11 protein-coding genes are annotated in these 14,497 nt (G+C 54.8%); 4 read left to right on the top strand and 7 right to left on the bottom strand.

What is annotated here, in order from left to right:
• Positions 1-13: 13 nt before the first annotated feature.
• Positions 14-1,741, top strand: coding sequence for a sigma-54-dependent Fis family transcriptional regulator (locus tag Q4551_RS09290; RefSeq protein WP_303433295.1), 1,728 nt, complete (start codon positions 14-16; stop codon positions 1,739-1,741).
• Positions 1,742-1,834: 93 nt separating this feature from the next.
• Here the strand turns inward: Q4551_RS09290 and Q4551_RS09285 are convergent, their stop codons facing one another.
• The 5 genes from Q4551_RS09285 to Q4551_RS09265 form a co-directional block, all read right to left on the bottom strand.
• On the bottom strand, positions 1,835-2,791 hold the full coding sequence (locus tag Q4551_RS09285) for a glycine betaine ABC transporter substrate-binding protein (protein WP_303433294.1): 957 nt from the start codon (positions 2,789-2,791) through the stop codon (positions 1,835-1,837).
• Positions 2,792-3,231: 440 nt separating this feature from the next.
• Entirely contained in the window at positions 3,232-4,164 is a 933-nt protein-coding gene (locus tag Q4551_RS09280) for an AEC family transporter (protein WP_303433293.1), read from the bottom strand.
• 106 nt (positions 4,165-4,270) lie between these two features.
• Complete coding sequence (locus Q4551_RS09275) at positions 4,271-6,259, bottom strand: DNA topoisomerase III (protein WP_303433292.1); 1,989 nt, start codon at positions 6,257-6,259, stop codon at positions 4,271-4,273.
• Between the two features lie 181 nt (positions 6,260-6,440).
• The gene (locus tag Q4551_RS09270) at positions 6,441-7,556 is read right to left on the bottom strand and encodes a hypothetical protein (protein ID WP_303433291.1); all 1,116 of its coding nucleotides are present in this window, start codon (positions 7,554-7,556) and stop codon (positions 6,441-6,443) included.
• 92 nt (positions 7,557-7,648) lie between these two features.
• Positions 7,649-8,797, bottom strand: a complete 1,149-nt coding sequence (locus Q4551_RS09265; protein WP_303433290.1) for a 1-acyl-sn-glycerol-3-phosphate acyltransferase — start codon at positions 8,795-8,797, stop codon at positions 7,649-7,651.
• Between the two features lie 147 nt (positions 8,798-8,944).
• On the opposite strand from Q4551_RS09265, the gene Q4551_RS09260 reads away from it, so the two are divergent.
• Complete coding sequence (locus Q4551_RS09260) at positions 8,945-9,349, top strand: hypothetical protein (protein WP_303433289.1); 405 nt, start codon at positions 8,945-8,947, stop codon at positions 9,347-9,349.
• Between the two features lie 52 nt (positions 9,350-9,401).
• On the opposite strand, the gene Q4551_RS09255 is transcribed toward Q4551_RS09260, so the two are convergent.
• Entirely contained in the window at positions 9,402-11,501 is a 2,100-nt protein-coding gene (locus tag Q4551_RS09255; RefSeq protein WP_303433288.1) for an ATP-binding protein, read from the bottom strand.
• Positions 11,502-11,568: 67 nt separating this feature from the next.
• The gene (locus Q4551_RS09250; protein ID WP_303433287.1) at positions 11,569-12,114 is read right to left on the bottom strand and encodes a helix-turn-helix domain-containing protein; all 546 of its coding nucleotides are present in this window, start codon (positions 12,112-12,114) and stop codon (positions 11,569-11,571) included.
• Between the two features lie 147 nt (positions 12,115-12,261).
• On the opposite strand from Q4551_RS09250, the gene Q4551_RS09245 reads away from it, so the two are divergent.
• Positions 12,262-14,136: a response regulator gene (locus Q4551_RS09245; protein WP_303433286.1), complete on the top strand. Its 1,875-nt coding sequence runs from the start codon at positions 12,262-12,264 to the stop codon at positions 14,134-14,136.
• Positions 14,137-14,175: 39 nt separating this feature from the next.
• Positions 14,176-14,433, top strand: a complete 258-nt coding sequence (locus Q4551_RS09240) for a hypothetical protein (RefSeq protein ID WP_303433285.1) — start codon at positions 14,176-14,178, stop codon at positions 14,431-14,433.
• Positions 14,434-14,497 lie beyond the last annotated feature (64 nt).

The raw sequence follows: 14,497 nt of genomic DNA, 5'->3' as shown, positions 1-14,497 counted from the left end.
AAAGATAATAACAATGAGCCAAGCCGCCATGAGCCATCGCACACCGTTACCCACTCCCAGCGATGATGATCTGATTCATCAACTGCGCTTCGACCCGGATAGTGGCCATATCTGGCTGCACGAAAATCGCATGCTGCTGACCCATGCCGCAGTGTTTGGCCAGTTACGCAAGGATCTGATTGATATTCTTGGCTGGGAGCGGGCCAAGGGGGTGCTGATGCGTTTTGGTTATGCCTCTGGCCGCCTTGATGCCGAGCTGGCCAAACGCTTGCGCCCTGATCTCAGTACCCAGGATTCTTTTGTTGTCGGGCCACAGCTGCACAAGCTGGAAGGCAAGGTCAAAGTGACGCCGATCCGGCTGGAATTTGATATGGCCAGCGGTGCCTATTACGGCGAATTTGACTGGCATCACTCCTGGGAAGCAGAGCAGCACCTGCAGGAGATTGGCCCCAGCAAAGAAGCCGTGTGCTGGACTCTGCTCGGCTATGCCAGTGGCTACACCAGTTACTATATGGGACGACAGATTCTGTTTAAGGAAACCCAGTGCTGCGCCTGTGGTGACAGTCATTGCGTTAATATCGGCCGCCCGGCCCATGAATGGCCCGACCGCGAAGCACTGGAGAAATACCTCCGCCCCAGTCCATTAATCGACGAACTGGAGCTGCTGCAGCACGAATACACCGAATTAAAAAGCCGCTACGAAGCCCAGGCTCAGGCTGACTGGACACCCTTTTCCGCTGTCGGTAACTCCCCGGCCTTCAAACAGGCCTGCGATATGATCAGCCGGGCGGCGGCCAGCAAGGTAAGCGTGCTGTTGCTGGGTGAAACCGGTGTCGGCAAGGAAGTCCAGGCGCGTAATATCCATCGCCTCAGTGACCGGGCCGAGCAGCCTTTTGTCGCCGTCAACTGCGCCTGCATCCCACCGGACCTGATTGAATCCGAGTTATTCGGGGTTGAAAAAGGAGCCTTCACCGGAGCGCACCAGTCACGCAAAGGCAAGTTTGAACGGGCGGACTATGGCACCATTTTTCTTGATGAGGTGGCTGAACTGACGCCCCGCGCACAAGCCACGCTGCTGCGAGTCCTGCAAGAAGGTGAACTGGAACGGGTGGGCGATACCATGACCCGTAAAATAGACGTACGTGTCGTAGCCGCCACCAACGAAGATTTACAACAGGCCGTCCAGGACGGACGCTTTCGGGCAGATCTGTTCTTCCGTCTGAATGTGCTGCCGATCCGTATCCCACCCTTGCGTGAGCGCAGGGAGGATATTCCGCTGCTGGTCGAGCATTTTCTCGACCGCTACCAGCGCGAATACAACAAGAAAATCATCGGCCTGACTGACCGCGCCATGTCGATGCTGGCCGACTACAGCTGGCCAGGTAACGTCCGCGAACTGGAAAACATGATCGAACGCGGTGTTATCCTGACGGACAACCACCGAGTGATCGAGCTGGAGCATCTGTTTCCATCACTGACGGAGCCGACACACCCGCTTAATATCATTAATCACCAGGGGAAAATTACCTCCCCGGAAGGTGACGCGAGCAACCTGATACCGGGATTATCGACCGACCAGCTGGCTGACATTCTTATCTCATCCGGTACCAGTCTGGATGAGCTGGAAACCCTGATGATCGACAAGGCGCTGAAAAACAGCGAGGGCGTCGTTACTGAAGCAGCAAAACAGCTGGGGCTGACACGCCCGGCACTGGCCTACCGCATGAAAAAACGCCAATAAAGTTCGAGAGCCAGCCGGGCTGGCATCTCGGCCCGGCCGCTATCAGCCCAACTGCTAGAACTGCTAGCGACCCAACTGCTACCAATCCGGCCACTAGCGACCGAAGGTCAATTCCATATCTTCGGCAATGGCACGAGGATCAACCGACTGGCCATCCAGGGTTTTGACCCCTTGCAACCAGGCGCTGACCTGACCCGGGTTGCTGTGCATCCACATCCGCACGGCACGATCCACCGGTACAAATTCATTGCTGGTTTTTTGCATGATTTCTTCTTCCAGCGCGGCCTTGAATTTCAGATTGCTGAAGAATTGGGCCAGGTTAGGACATTCTTGCTCCAACCCTTTGCGGATACTGGTGTTTACCGTGGCCTTGCCGTAATCCGGGCCAAAGTAGTCATCCCCACCGCTGAGATAGCGAATGGCAAACTGCTGGTTCATTGGATGCGGCTTCCAGCCCATAAAGACAATCCACTCGCCCTTGCGGACGCGGCCATTCACCTGGGCCATCATCAGTCGTTCTGACGTTTCGATCAGATCAAAATCTTTCAGGCCAAAGGCATCGGCATTAATCATGTCGTGAATGGCTTCGTTACCACTGCTGCCTTTTTCCAGACCGTAAATACGCCCTCCAAATTTGTCGTGAAAACGGGCGATATCGGCAAAGTCACGCACTCCCTGGTTATATACGTATTCAGGGACAGCCAGGGTCCAGAGGGCTTCATCCAGATTGGCGGTCAGGGTGCTGACCTCTTGCTGACCATAATAGGGAGCGGCCACTTCGACCATGGCCGGTGTCCAATACCCCATGAATACATCGATATTACGCTGCTTCATCTGGTTAAAGACTTCCGGGGTCGCAGGCTGCATGCTCAGCTCTACCCGATAACCCAGTTTTTCCAGCAGTGACTGGGCAATGCCGTTCACCACATGCAAGTCAGTCCAGTCCACCACACCAATTCGTACGGTTTCGCACTGTTTTTCGGTCGCCGCTTCTACATGGCCAGTCAATGCCAGCAGCCATACCAACGCACAACGGGAAATAACTTTCATCCATTACCTCTTAATCAAACAATTCAAACCATGAAAATCAAACAGCACCTGAGCTTCAGCACATCCTGTATCAATATCGCCACTGCACTCATTGGTTCGTGGCAGAAAGCTTATTGACAAGTTTGCAATTAACCGTCAGCAAATCATCATCAGTCTACAAACAACCATAGATATCGACATTGCCCCGTTAGAGTCACCTCTAAAGGGGTATTTCATGACAATTAGGGGTGACAAATGCGTGGTTATCGGCTAGCCAGGCACGTTTTGAGGATAGTTCATAAAAAACAAGGAGAGAGATTTATGCAGATATTGTGAATTGGTTCACACGGAACGAAGCCTGATGACACGCAGAGGAAGACCGTTCACGCTATTTACCAGGGTCAGACGAATCAGGAAAACCGGACAAACCGGCAAAGAGTCTCAACTGGGCATCCGCTCGCCTAAAGACCGGAGCTGAGCACCCAGCTGATGGTGAAGAGCGACACCATCGAGGTCCAGATAATGGTGGTCGAGGTTTCCTGCACAAAAATATTGTACTTTTGTGCCAATACAAAACTGCCCGCCCCTGTTGGGGTGCTGGCCATCAGGATTGCCACACTGGTCCAGAGCGGCGACAACGAAAAGACATAACTGGCCAAAAACCAGGTCAGCAAGGGTTGCCCCAACAGTTTCAGTAATGCCGTCGTTGAAATGGCAGAAATATCCCCGAACAGGGGTTTGCCAACCAGAAACAACCCCAGCGAAAACAACGCACACGGCCCCGCGGCATCGCCCAACATATCGCAGAAGTTAAATACCATGGAAGGCAATTCCACTGGCAACATGGCATACAGAATGCCCGCCAGTGGCGACAGTAACATCGGGTTTTTACACACGGCTTTACCAATATCCATGGTAATTTGCGCCGGGCTGGCCGCCACTTTGTTATCCAGTTCAATCATGATGATGGCAATGGTCACGGTTAGCAGTGACCCGACCACCACATACAGGATCACCGGCACACTGGCGGCATCTCCAAAACTCGCAAACGCCAGCGGAATTCCGAGGTAACCGGTGTTGCCATAGGCCGCATTCAGCCCCAGCAAGGCGCTGCTATCCAGCCGTTTACCCAGCAGATATTTCGCCATCAAGACCCCTACCGCCATGGTCAGAATGGCGCTGATCGCAATCAGGATCAGGTAGTCCAGATTCAGCAGCTCGGCCGGATCAACCACCACCATGGCCTTGAACAGCAGGCATGGCATGGCAAACCAGAAGACAAAATCATTCAGGACCTTGGCCGCATCGCCACCACAGATTCTGAATTTTCCGGCCAGAAAACCAACCAGAATAATCAGAAAGATCGGAAAAACCGTGTCGATCAAAATGGACATACCACCCCCAAAGTCCCTCCTTTATAGAGGGCCTGCAGTATAAGTAGAAACGATTGTCGGATACCAGACGGCTATTGGTAGCACTCGGTATCAGGGCACGATCCGTTCAGTCTGTTTGACGGCGGCGACCTGTCGAGCTGCTCTTGCGAGACTTGCCAGTGCCTGCCCGACGCTGCTGGGGACGACGGGATTTACCCTTGACCGGGCTATGGCTTGGTAGCCCACTGAACGCCTGGGTATTCAGCTGGCAAGCCTGGCCGACCAGGTTGTGCAGCTGCTCCAGCAAGGGCTGCATAAAACCGTCATATTTCAGCGCTCGTTCGCTGATATCGTTAAGCTGACGCTCCCAGTGCGCGGTCATATCCGGCACTGTGGTGCTTTCTGGCAAGGTATTGATCAGCGCACACCCCAGTGGCGTCGCCAGGATACTTTTGCCTTCGCGGTGTAAAAAACCGCGTTTGAACAGCAGTTCGATAATGCTGGCCCGGGTGGCTTCGGTGCCGAGGCCGTCGGTGTCCTTGAGGATTTTTCTCAGCTGCCGGTCTTTGACAAAACGGTTGATGCCCGTCATCGCCGCCAACAAGCTGGCATCGGAAAAATGCGCCGGAGGCTGGGTGTGTTTTTCATCAACCCTTGGCTCGCCACTCCAGACCAGCTGACCCGGAGATAACGCCGGTAATGGCTGCGATTGTGAATCTGGCCCGTCTGCAGCTGGCCGCTGTTTGCCAGGTGGCATGGCGGCTTTCCAGCCAGGTTCCAGGTTCTCGCGTTCGTTGGCGACAAACCGGCCACCGGCAATTTCCAGTTCGATCCGGCGATCCGCGTAGCGATATGGGGGATAAAACTGCAGCAGATACTGCCGTGCAATCAGGCTGTAGAGCTGTTTTTCCGTCAGCGTCAGACGATCTGCTCCGGTGGTTTTTTCGGTCGGAATAATGGCGTGGTGGGCTTCGACCTTGCGGTCGTTCCAGGCTTTCGAGCGTAGCCCCAGATTGGCTCCCTGCACCACGCTGGCCAGCTCGGGCTGATGTTGCCCAATCGCCTGAATCACCGCTTCCCGGCGACTGTAGTGATCCATCGGCAAGTAACGGCAATCGGAACGAGGATAGGTGATCAGCTGATATTTTTCGTACAACGACTGGCAGCCGTCGAGCACGTGTTTGGCGCTCAGGCCAAAGGCTTTGGCAGCATCGATCTGCAGGGCCGACAAGTTGTAAGGCAAGGGCGCGGCTTGCTGTTTTTCCTTGCGATCCGTCGCAGTAACCCGCGCTTCCTGTTGCCGGATACGGGTGGCGACGTTGTTGGCCAGCCGGGGATTCAGTACCCGGCCTTCTTCGTCCTGATGACTGGCACAGGCATCACTGGGTTGCCAGCTGGCATAAAAGCACAGTGGCTGGTCGGCCTGCAGATGAATCGCCGCACAGACTTCATAAAAGGGCCGGGAGACAAATTGCCGGATTTCTTCATCCCGTCGTACCACCAGACCAAGAATCGGGGTTTGCACCCGACCGACCGACAGTACTTGTTTTAACCCTCCTTGCTGCCCCTTGAGGGTACAGGCCCGCGTCAGGTTGATGCCATACAGCCAGTCCGCCCGGCTGCGCGCCAGGGCCGAAGTCGACAGCGGTATAAACTCCTGGTTGGAACGCAGTTGCGTCAGCGCCCGGCTTACGGCCTTGGGGTTGAGATCACTGACCAGCAAACGTTGCATGTTCTGGCGTTTGGCACTCGGAACATTCAGGTAGCTGATCACTTCATCCACCAGCAGTTGTCCTTCGCGGTCCGGGTCACCGGCGTGCACCAGCTGACTGGCTTCTTTTACCAGTTTGCGTAGCACCGTCAGTTGTTTGCGGGTCTGGCTTTTGGGTTGCAGTTGCCAGCTGTCAGGTACAATTGGCAAGACATCCAGCCGCCACTGTTTGAAGGCCGGGTTGTAGGCTTCAGGCTCGGCCTGTTCGAGCAAATGGCCGATACACCAGCTGACCACATCGCCATTGGCAGCGCGCACAAAGCCTTCACCTTTTTGGTGAGGCTTGGGCAGTACCGCCGCAATGGCGCGACCAAGGGAAGGTTTTTCAGCAATAAACAGGCGCATGTAATGTCTGTACAACTGGGATTTTGTACAGTATATCCAGACTGGGAACAAAAGAAACCGTCAGTACCAGGCGCTATCGCTGAACTGGCGGTATCTATGAGTTGGCAAAGAATGGCGCAACCAGCAGCAACCAGCAGCGTTCCAGGCCTGTGCCCTGACTAGCCACAGGCCCACCGGGCAATCAGATACCCCAGTTCACATCATCGTCGTCATCGGTACAGTTACTACGGAAAGACGACAGGCTTGATCGACTGCATTCCAGATCGGTCACCACAATATCAATACCATCGTAATAGCCTTCGATCAGCATCCAGTCATCATCGTCAATGGCATCGTTCAGATCACTACACTGACTGAAACTGCTGCAATCCAGATCCGGGGCGCTGTCGTACAGGTCGATGGAACCGCCACTGCTTTCGGACAGTTCACTGCCACGCACAATCATCTTGAAATCGTAGCTACTGCCGATGCGGTCATCCGGGCTGCTGTCGTCCTCATCCAGTTCAACAGCGGTAATGCTGCCGCCATCACTGGTGGTCACCACCACATCAATATAAGGACGCTCACCCCATACCGGAGTAAAACCGTCGATATCGTCTTCCAGTTGCAGCAGCTCGTATTCATCAGAGCTGTTTACCTTGTACAGCAGACACATGGCGGCATCGGCCAGACCACAGTCACTCTGGAACCAACCGATATACCAGGAGGCATCGCTGTCACCTTCGCACGTGCTGTCAAAGTCGTCTTCGGCGGCAGAGCACAGCACGTATTCCAGCGCAATGGTGCCTTCATCGTCGACACTGAACTCCAGCTGGGTTACATAGCTGTTGGCCACCGCCGCGGTCAGGTCATCACAGGCTTCGTTACAGGCAAAGTCGATCTCGCTGGCCAGCTCCCAGGTGGCGTCATCCAGTTCATACAGAATGCCAACGTCGGTGTATAACGATATGGAGAAGGTATCTTCGCTGTCATCAACCGCTTCGGTAGAAATAATGCTGTTGAAAACATAACTGCTGGGGTCGCCATCATCATCAAACGAGACGGTGACGTAGACTTCATAACGGTTGCCCCAGACGAAGTCATCAAAGCCGCTGAACGATTCCTCGACAACTTCCCAGCTGTCGCTGCTGTCTTCCCGAATGCGGAAGCAAAGCGAGGTGCTATCGGAGTCGCATTGCTCTTTGTAATAATCAACCAGCCGGGTTTCTACCTGGTCATCCCAGGTTCGCCCCAGCTCCAGACAGCCTGACAGTGCCAGGGCCATCAGCGGCAATATCAACCGTATTATCCAACGCATAGGTTCAAATTCTCTGTCATCGGGTCAGTAACCAACGGAACAACCCGTTCAGTCAGGTTAGAGCGACCCCCGTTACGCCGGGGTCTTAACCATCAACCATCGGCCATATTTTGTTGCAGCAGAATCGGCATGGCGTAACCAGTCAGAACCTGCTTTTGTACGTCTTGTGCTTCGCCTTCAATCCGTTGCCACAAGGTATCCTGGATCTGGCGACTGCTGTCACCGGCCCGGGCCTGCAGATAGCAGGAAAAACGCTGCTGTAACAGGCGCACGGCGGCATGATGCACGGGCAGGATTTCGGTCATATCCCGGATCTGGCGATCAATCGCGGCCGCCATGGTTTCGGCACTGGCAAGATCGTCGTCACTCAGCGGTTGGCCAAAATCCACATGGATCGTGCCTTTCTGGCCCACGATACCGGTCAACAAACTACGGGTATCTTCCCCTTCTTCCTTGCTGTAACTGCCGTATTTCGCCCGAGCCACCAGCTCTCTGGCTTTCATCAGATCACAGGGGTCCCACTCGTATTGGATACACACAGGCACCGGACGCAAGGCCGACAGGGTCTCGGCAAAGGTTTCTTTATGTTCCCGGCCGTTTAATGCCAGCATTTTCAGTACCGCTTTGTCGGTCAGGTCGACGCCGTTTTTGGCGCGGCCTTCCCGCTGGGCAATCCAGACCGATTCACGCTGTGCCAGCGAATAGCGAATATAGCCCGACAATTGCTGCAGTGCCGTCAGCTTTTCGCGTTTATTGGTAATGTTTCGTCGAACAATGAAGGATTTATTAAGCCGCATCACGTCGGCAATATCCGGATGGCTGAGCAAGTTATCACCAATCGCAATGCGACTGGTTGGCCAGCCGGCCTGATACAACGAGTAGTTGATCAGCGTTGGGTCCATGGCAATATCGCGATGATTGGAAATCCAGAGATGCCCCTGATCCGGAGACATGCTATCCAGCCCCCGTACCACAACGTCGGTGGTGGTTTTGGCCAGTAACCGCTCGACCCAGCCTTCCATCCACATCTGGAAGTCGTGCACGGTATTCACATTCGCCAACTGGCGATCCAGCAGGTAGCGCGCCACTGGCAGCAGCCACTCCCGCAACCAGTGCGGCAACATGGGCAGGCGGTATTTCAACAGCGCCCGGTGCAAGGTGTCGGATTGACTCACTCGCTCAAGTACAGCGGCAACTTCATCATCCTGGTAGGGGCGGATATCAGCGTAACGATCAGGCATTGGCTTATCTGGATTCAACAATGAAAGGCGCGGGGATGATGCCTGAACAAAGTGTTTCTGTTAAGGCACATTGCCGGATGTGGTACCGTTAAGCCCATAAAATTTCAGCTCAGTACACCGTACTGACGATTTTTGAGGAGATACCCGATGATTGAGCAGTGGCAACCGGCTTCCAGCCAAACCGGCACACCGGATTCCGACACGCTGCAGCAATTGCTTGCGGCTCTACCCACAGCCCAGGAAGCCACGGTCATTAACAGCGATCAACTGGACGCCAGGGCGCTGAAAACCGTGCAATCCTGGATCAAGCTGGATGAGGCGGCCTGGCAAGCGGCCCTGACGGCAATGGACACCGATCAGTTACTGCCACTGGCGGCTTTTTTTGCCAGCGCTGAACAACAATTGGAAGGCTGGCACTGCGGCAGCAGCAACCCGGCGATCTGGATCTTCCGTTATCTGAAAAAACAGGGTACCCCCGCCAGCAAGGAACAGGTCCGGGCGATCAAGGCTCTGACGGATAACCGCTATATCCCTCACGGCAGCGCACTCTGATACCAGGTCAGCCAACGCGGCCGGAGCAAGCCCCCGGAAGTACAAACCGGCGTTACGAATCCGGCGTTACCGCTGCCGGCCCCAGGTCGTTGTTCGACAGTGCCAGGAACATGGGCAACTCCCGGCGCAGATCTTCCAGCCGGACGGGCTTGGCCAGATAACCATTCATACCGGCGGCTTCGCACTCTTCTTTCCGGTCAACCATCACATCAGCAGACAATGCCACAATCAGTACCGCCGGAAGCTGCTGTTGCTGCTCACGCTGACGAATTTCGCGACAGGCGGCGAGTCCGTCCAATACCGGCATATGACAGTCCATCAGGATCAGATCGAACTCTCCGCTGGCGCTTTTTTCCACGGCTTCTCGGCCATTGTTGGCCAAGGTGACAACGCAGCCGAGGTGTATCAGCATCTGGGAGGCGACCTTTTGGTTGACGCCATTGTCTTCTGCCAACAGTACCCGACAGTTTTTCAGCAGGGTGTTTTCTTCAGCAATCGCGATCCCCGTTCCCTGATAACGATTGGTGCGGGTAATCATCAATTGTGGTCGGGCGGGCTGCTGTAACAAACGTCCCAACAAATCACGCAGGTTGCTCTGACTGATTGGCCAGTCCCAGTGTGCACCCACACCTTGCGCCAGCAGTTCATCACGCCCCGTGGTCAGTACATCCATGGAGGACAGGGCCAATCGTATCGGTGTGTCGGCCAGCAGTTGACGCAGATAATCGTCACCTTCTTGCCAGGTGCGGTAGGCCATCACCAGAATGGTGGGTTGTGTTTCCTCCAGGGCAAGCAGCAAATCCGAGACCCGGTCAAACTCCCGGTACACCATGCCCAGTTGACGAGCAATGGACATCAGCAAGGTACGGTTCACTTGCAGCTCATCACAGACCCACAGGGTTTGTTCGCCCAACAGCGGAATCGCACCGTCGTTTTCCATCGCTGTTACAGCGACCGGCAAGGTCACGTCGAACCAGAAATTGGAACCGACACCAGGGGTGCTGACGACCCCGACATGCCCACCCATCAGCTGGGCCAGCCGCCGACAGATGCTTAACCCCAGCCCGGTACCACCGGCTTCAACTGAAATCCGGCCATGCACAAAGCTGTATTCCTCAAACAGAGCCACCACTTTGCTGGCGCTAATACCAATACCGGAATCCTCAACCGAAAATCTCAGCTGCACTTCACTCACCATGTTGCGGACTTTGACCACCCGCAGCAATACATGGCCGGACTCGGTGAATTTGATGGCGTTATTAAGATAATTCATCAGTACCTGACGAATCCGTACCGGGTCGCCGATCAACTGCGAGGGCAGTTTTTCATCCACAAACGATTGCATCACCAGCTGTTTTTCCTGTGCCCGGCAAGACACCATCTCCAACAGGCTTTGTACCAATTCCGGCAGGTCGAATACTTCAGCTTCAATACTGAGCTTGCCCGCATCGATTTTCGAAATATCGAGAATATCATTGATAATGGCCAGCAAATGCTCGGATGAGCTTTGGATAACCCGTTGAAATCCGCGCTGTTCTTCGTCGAGGTGGGTCTGTTCCATCAACGACACCATCCCCAGCAGGCCGGTCATCGGGGTGCGGATTTCGTGGCTCATATTGGCGAGGAAACGGCTCTTGGCCAGATTGGAACGATCGGCATAATCGCGGCTTTTCTCCAGCGACTGCCGTTGCCGGACCAGGTCTGATATATCATGAAAATACACCAGGGCTTCATCATCGTTTTGTGGATCGGCGGCTGTCTGTAGCTGCCAGCAATAAACCGGCCCCGAGGCTGATAGCACTTCCATCGTCATCTCTGCGCCGCTGGCATGTTTGTCCAGCACCTTGCGCAGAATCGCCAGCCAGGCTTCCCGATCGGACAAGGGAAGCCAGTTGGTCAGTTTTTTACCGCGACTCAAGGTTTGTCCAGCCAGAGTCCGGTTGGCCTCCAGCACGACGCCATCGGCATCGACGCGCACCAGCACATTGGGGGATTGCACCCACCACTGTTGCAGTTGTTGATTACACTGGGTCAGGTCATCCAGCTGTTGGTGCATACGGCTTTTTGCTCGCAGCAACACCACCACCGCCAGTACCAACAGAACCAGGATGACCCATAATGCGATGTTGTTTTCTGAAAAAATATCTGCCATAGCCACCTTATTGAGCTATTGAGCTCTCCTTGCAAGCAGAACCAGCCCTTATCCGGTACACCCTGGGCTAGCATGACGAGTCATTCATATTCAGCAACTCAACGAAACGCTTCTGCTCTGTTGGCCAACACAGTCGGTGCCAGCCGTCATGGCTGTCATTCTCTGTGATATTGGCCCCTGCCACTATACACAATACTGCTTGCGACACGTTTTCGCGGCGAATCCTATCGACAGCAGCTATCCATACTTCACTGGAAAGCACCATAGCAGCCGGTATCTGCTCTGCATAGCAATAGCCAAACTGCATCGCATCAACAGCCACCTGTGGATCCCATCCCGCCCGCCGGGCGGCTGAAGCCAGTTCCGCCGCCATCACTTCCGATTCTGCCAGGATCAGCAAGCCGCGGCTTTGATCCTGCAACTCATTCGGCACAGGCATCTCGTTACTCTGCAAAAACCGGACAAACCCGGCCACAGGAACACGATTATCACCTCGTCCCGGCAATTTGTAAGCCTCCAGATGACCGCGCTCGATCCAGCGGATAACCGTTCTGAAGTTGACGCCACAATATTTCGCCACTTCACCGGTCGTCAGTACCTGTTTTCCTCTCACAACATCACCCAACCAATAAATACATTGGTTTCAGTATAGATAGCCTTTGGCCATTGCAAGACTGAAACAGTATGCTGTCGCCAAGGCACCGGAGCGTGATAGTAGAAAGTGCACTCTTACACGATCAGCCCCAGGAAAGGAATAACAATGACGTTCAAGGTATTATTGGTTGGTAACGCAGCCGGTATTTTGCACTCAATTTCCAGATTACTACTCAGTGAACACATCGCAGTACAGACCACAACCGGTACAGCAGAAGCGCTTGATTATCTGGCCAGCTACCCAGTACACGTACTGATTATTGATTCCCAGACACCAGAGCTGGATGAACTGTCACTGTGCCAGCAAGCACGGCAGATCAGCCCTGGCAGCTATCGCATCCTGCTGACCAACCAACTGGATTCAGCGCGGCTGCGACAGGCACGCCAGCAAGGTGCCATCCATAAACTGATTGCCACACCCTGGAATAACCTGGTTCTGATACGTGATATTATCGAGGGCGCGCGACAGGCCAACCTGATGCAGCAGGCTCATTCTCTGCAGTCCGCCCTCAATACCCAGCAGCCCGTATTACTGACAGATCGCAACTGGGTTATTCGCCTTGCCAACCAACCAATCTGTGATGCCCTGCAGGTAAACGAAGAGCAACTGCTCGGCCGCAACCTGTTTACTGGCACGATAAGCCACATGCCGGTCGCTCTGGAAGCAGAAATCACCCGTCAAACCGAAGCCAACCAAACCTGGCTGGGTTACTTTAACCTGATAGTCCAGCAACGTCGCATCCAGCCCACCTGGATGGCGATAACCTCGATCAGTGATGACTTCCGGCTCTGTATCTGCAGCCTGCTCGATAGCGTGACCGAACGACACACCAATCCCGACAACGACACCCAGCGTTATGCCGGTCTGCACCAGCTGAATCAGATGGAGAGCTATCTGACCCAGTCCGATGGCATCACCTGTATCCTGCTGATCAGTTTCGATCCGGATCAGGTCTTTGATACTGGCTTGAGCCGCCTCTGTTATGAGCGCATTGCCGAAGCCACTACCTCACCGTCACCGATCTTCCAGCCAGCACATCATCTGTTTCTGGTTCCTGTTATCGCCGACCCTGCCAACCCCTGTACCCAGGGCCTGTGCCAAGCCATCGCCCAGGGGTTCCTCCAGCCGCTGTCGCATCAAGAGCAAGCCGTCATGCTCAGCCCCGACATTAATTGCAGCTGGGGACAATCAACACAACACACACCGGACGCAGCAACATCACTCAAACATATCCGCCAGCATCTGGGGCTGGAAGGCCCCGACACCCCGTCCCTCGAACAGGTACAACCGTACAAATCGGCTCTGTCCGCCACGACCTTGCCAACGCAACAGCGCCAGCAAAGTGATTTTCACGCTACCCCGATATTCGATTCCCAAGGCGCACTCGCCGGACTGGAGCTGCTGCCCGAATATATGGCCAAGCCCGATCTGTGTCACCGCTGGCTGGAAGATATGCACATCACCTGGCAGCAACATTTCCTCCAGCCGATGTACGTTATTCTCCGTGTCGCCGACCTTACCGATCACTGCAGGCAACACCTGACCAGCTGCCTGGCCGCATGGCCCCAGCAGGCCGGAAAGCCAGCCCCGGTCTGGTGTATTGTTCTGCCATGGACGCCAGAAGAACCAACCCCCAGGCTGGAGGAGGCATTGCGGCAACTGGATATACTGCTGATATTCGAAATCACGGACCCTCAACATCAACAACGCCTGCCTGGCTATCAGAGCCTCTCGGCCATGGATGTGGACGGTTTCAGCCTGCCTCCCTGCATGATCTCCCATGCCCGCCAGGCGTTACATCAAGGCCAGCCCTTACTGCAGCGGCTGCAGCAGGATGGCCTCATTATCTATGCCCATGGCATCGACTCGACCGAAGCACTGGCGGCAGCACATCAAAGCGGTATCGACTGGATGAGTGGTGATGCCCTGTCACGTAAAGTGAACGCCGCCCAACTGTACTGGTTTGCCATCAATGACTGATTTCTCATGTATGATGAGCGGCTAATCGGAGGAACCCCTGTGAACAAAGACCAAGCCTATCACCAGATTGCTCTGGCCTGCCTGAAATCCCTGCGCAACACCAGCGCCAGCAGCTCGGATGCCATCTCCGAGCTATACGGCACCATTGATGCTGCTTTCCAGCAACAATTTGCTCTGGTACTAACGGAACTGGAAGACAGCCGCGCGCGTCTTAACCGCATTAGTGAGCTGGATCCCGGCACCAGCACATTGGGCGATGCCCAGGCGATTGCCCAAAGCCGGGGCACATCACACTGACCACGGGCCTGAAGTCAGACTTCAGGCAACTCACCCAGATTGACCGCGACTTGTAGTAGGAGCA

Source organism: Oceanobacter sp. 5_MG-2023, assembly GCF_030548165.1.
Classification (GTDB): domain Bacteria; phylum Pseudomonadota; class Gammaproteobacteria; order Pseudomonadales; family Oceanobacteraceae; genus Oceanobacter.
The sequence above is the reverse complement of the archived record's forward strand: the minus strand, read 5'-3'. Positions and strand labels throughout refer to the sequence as shown.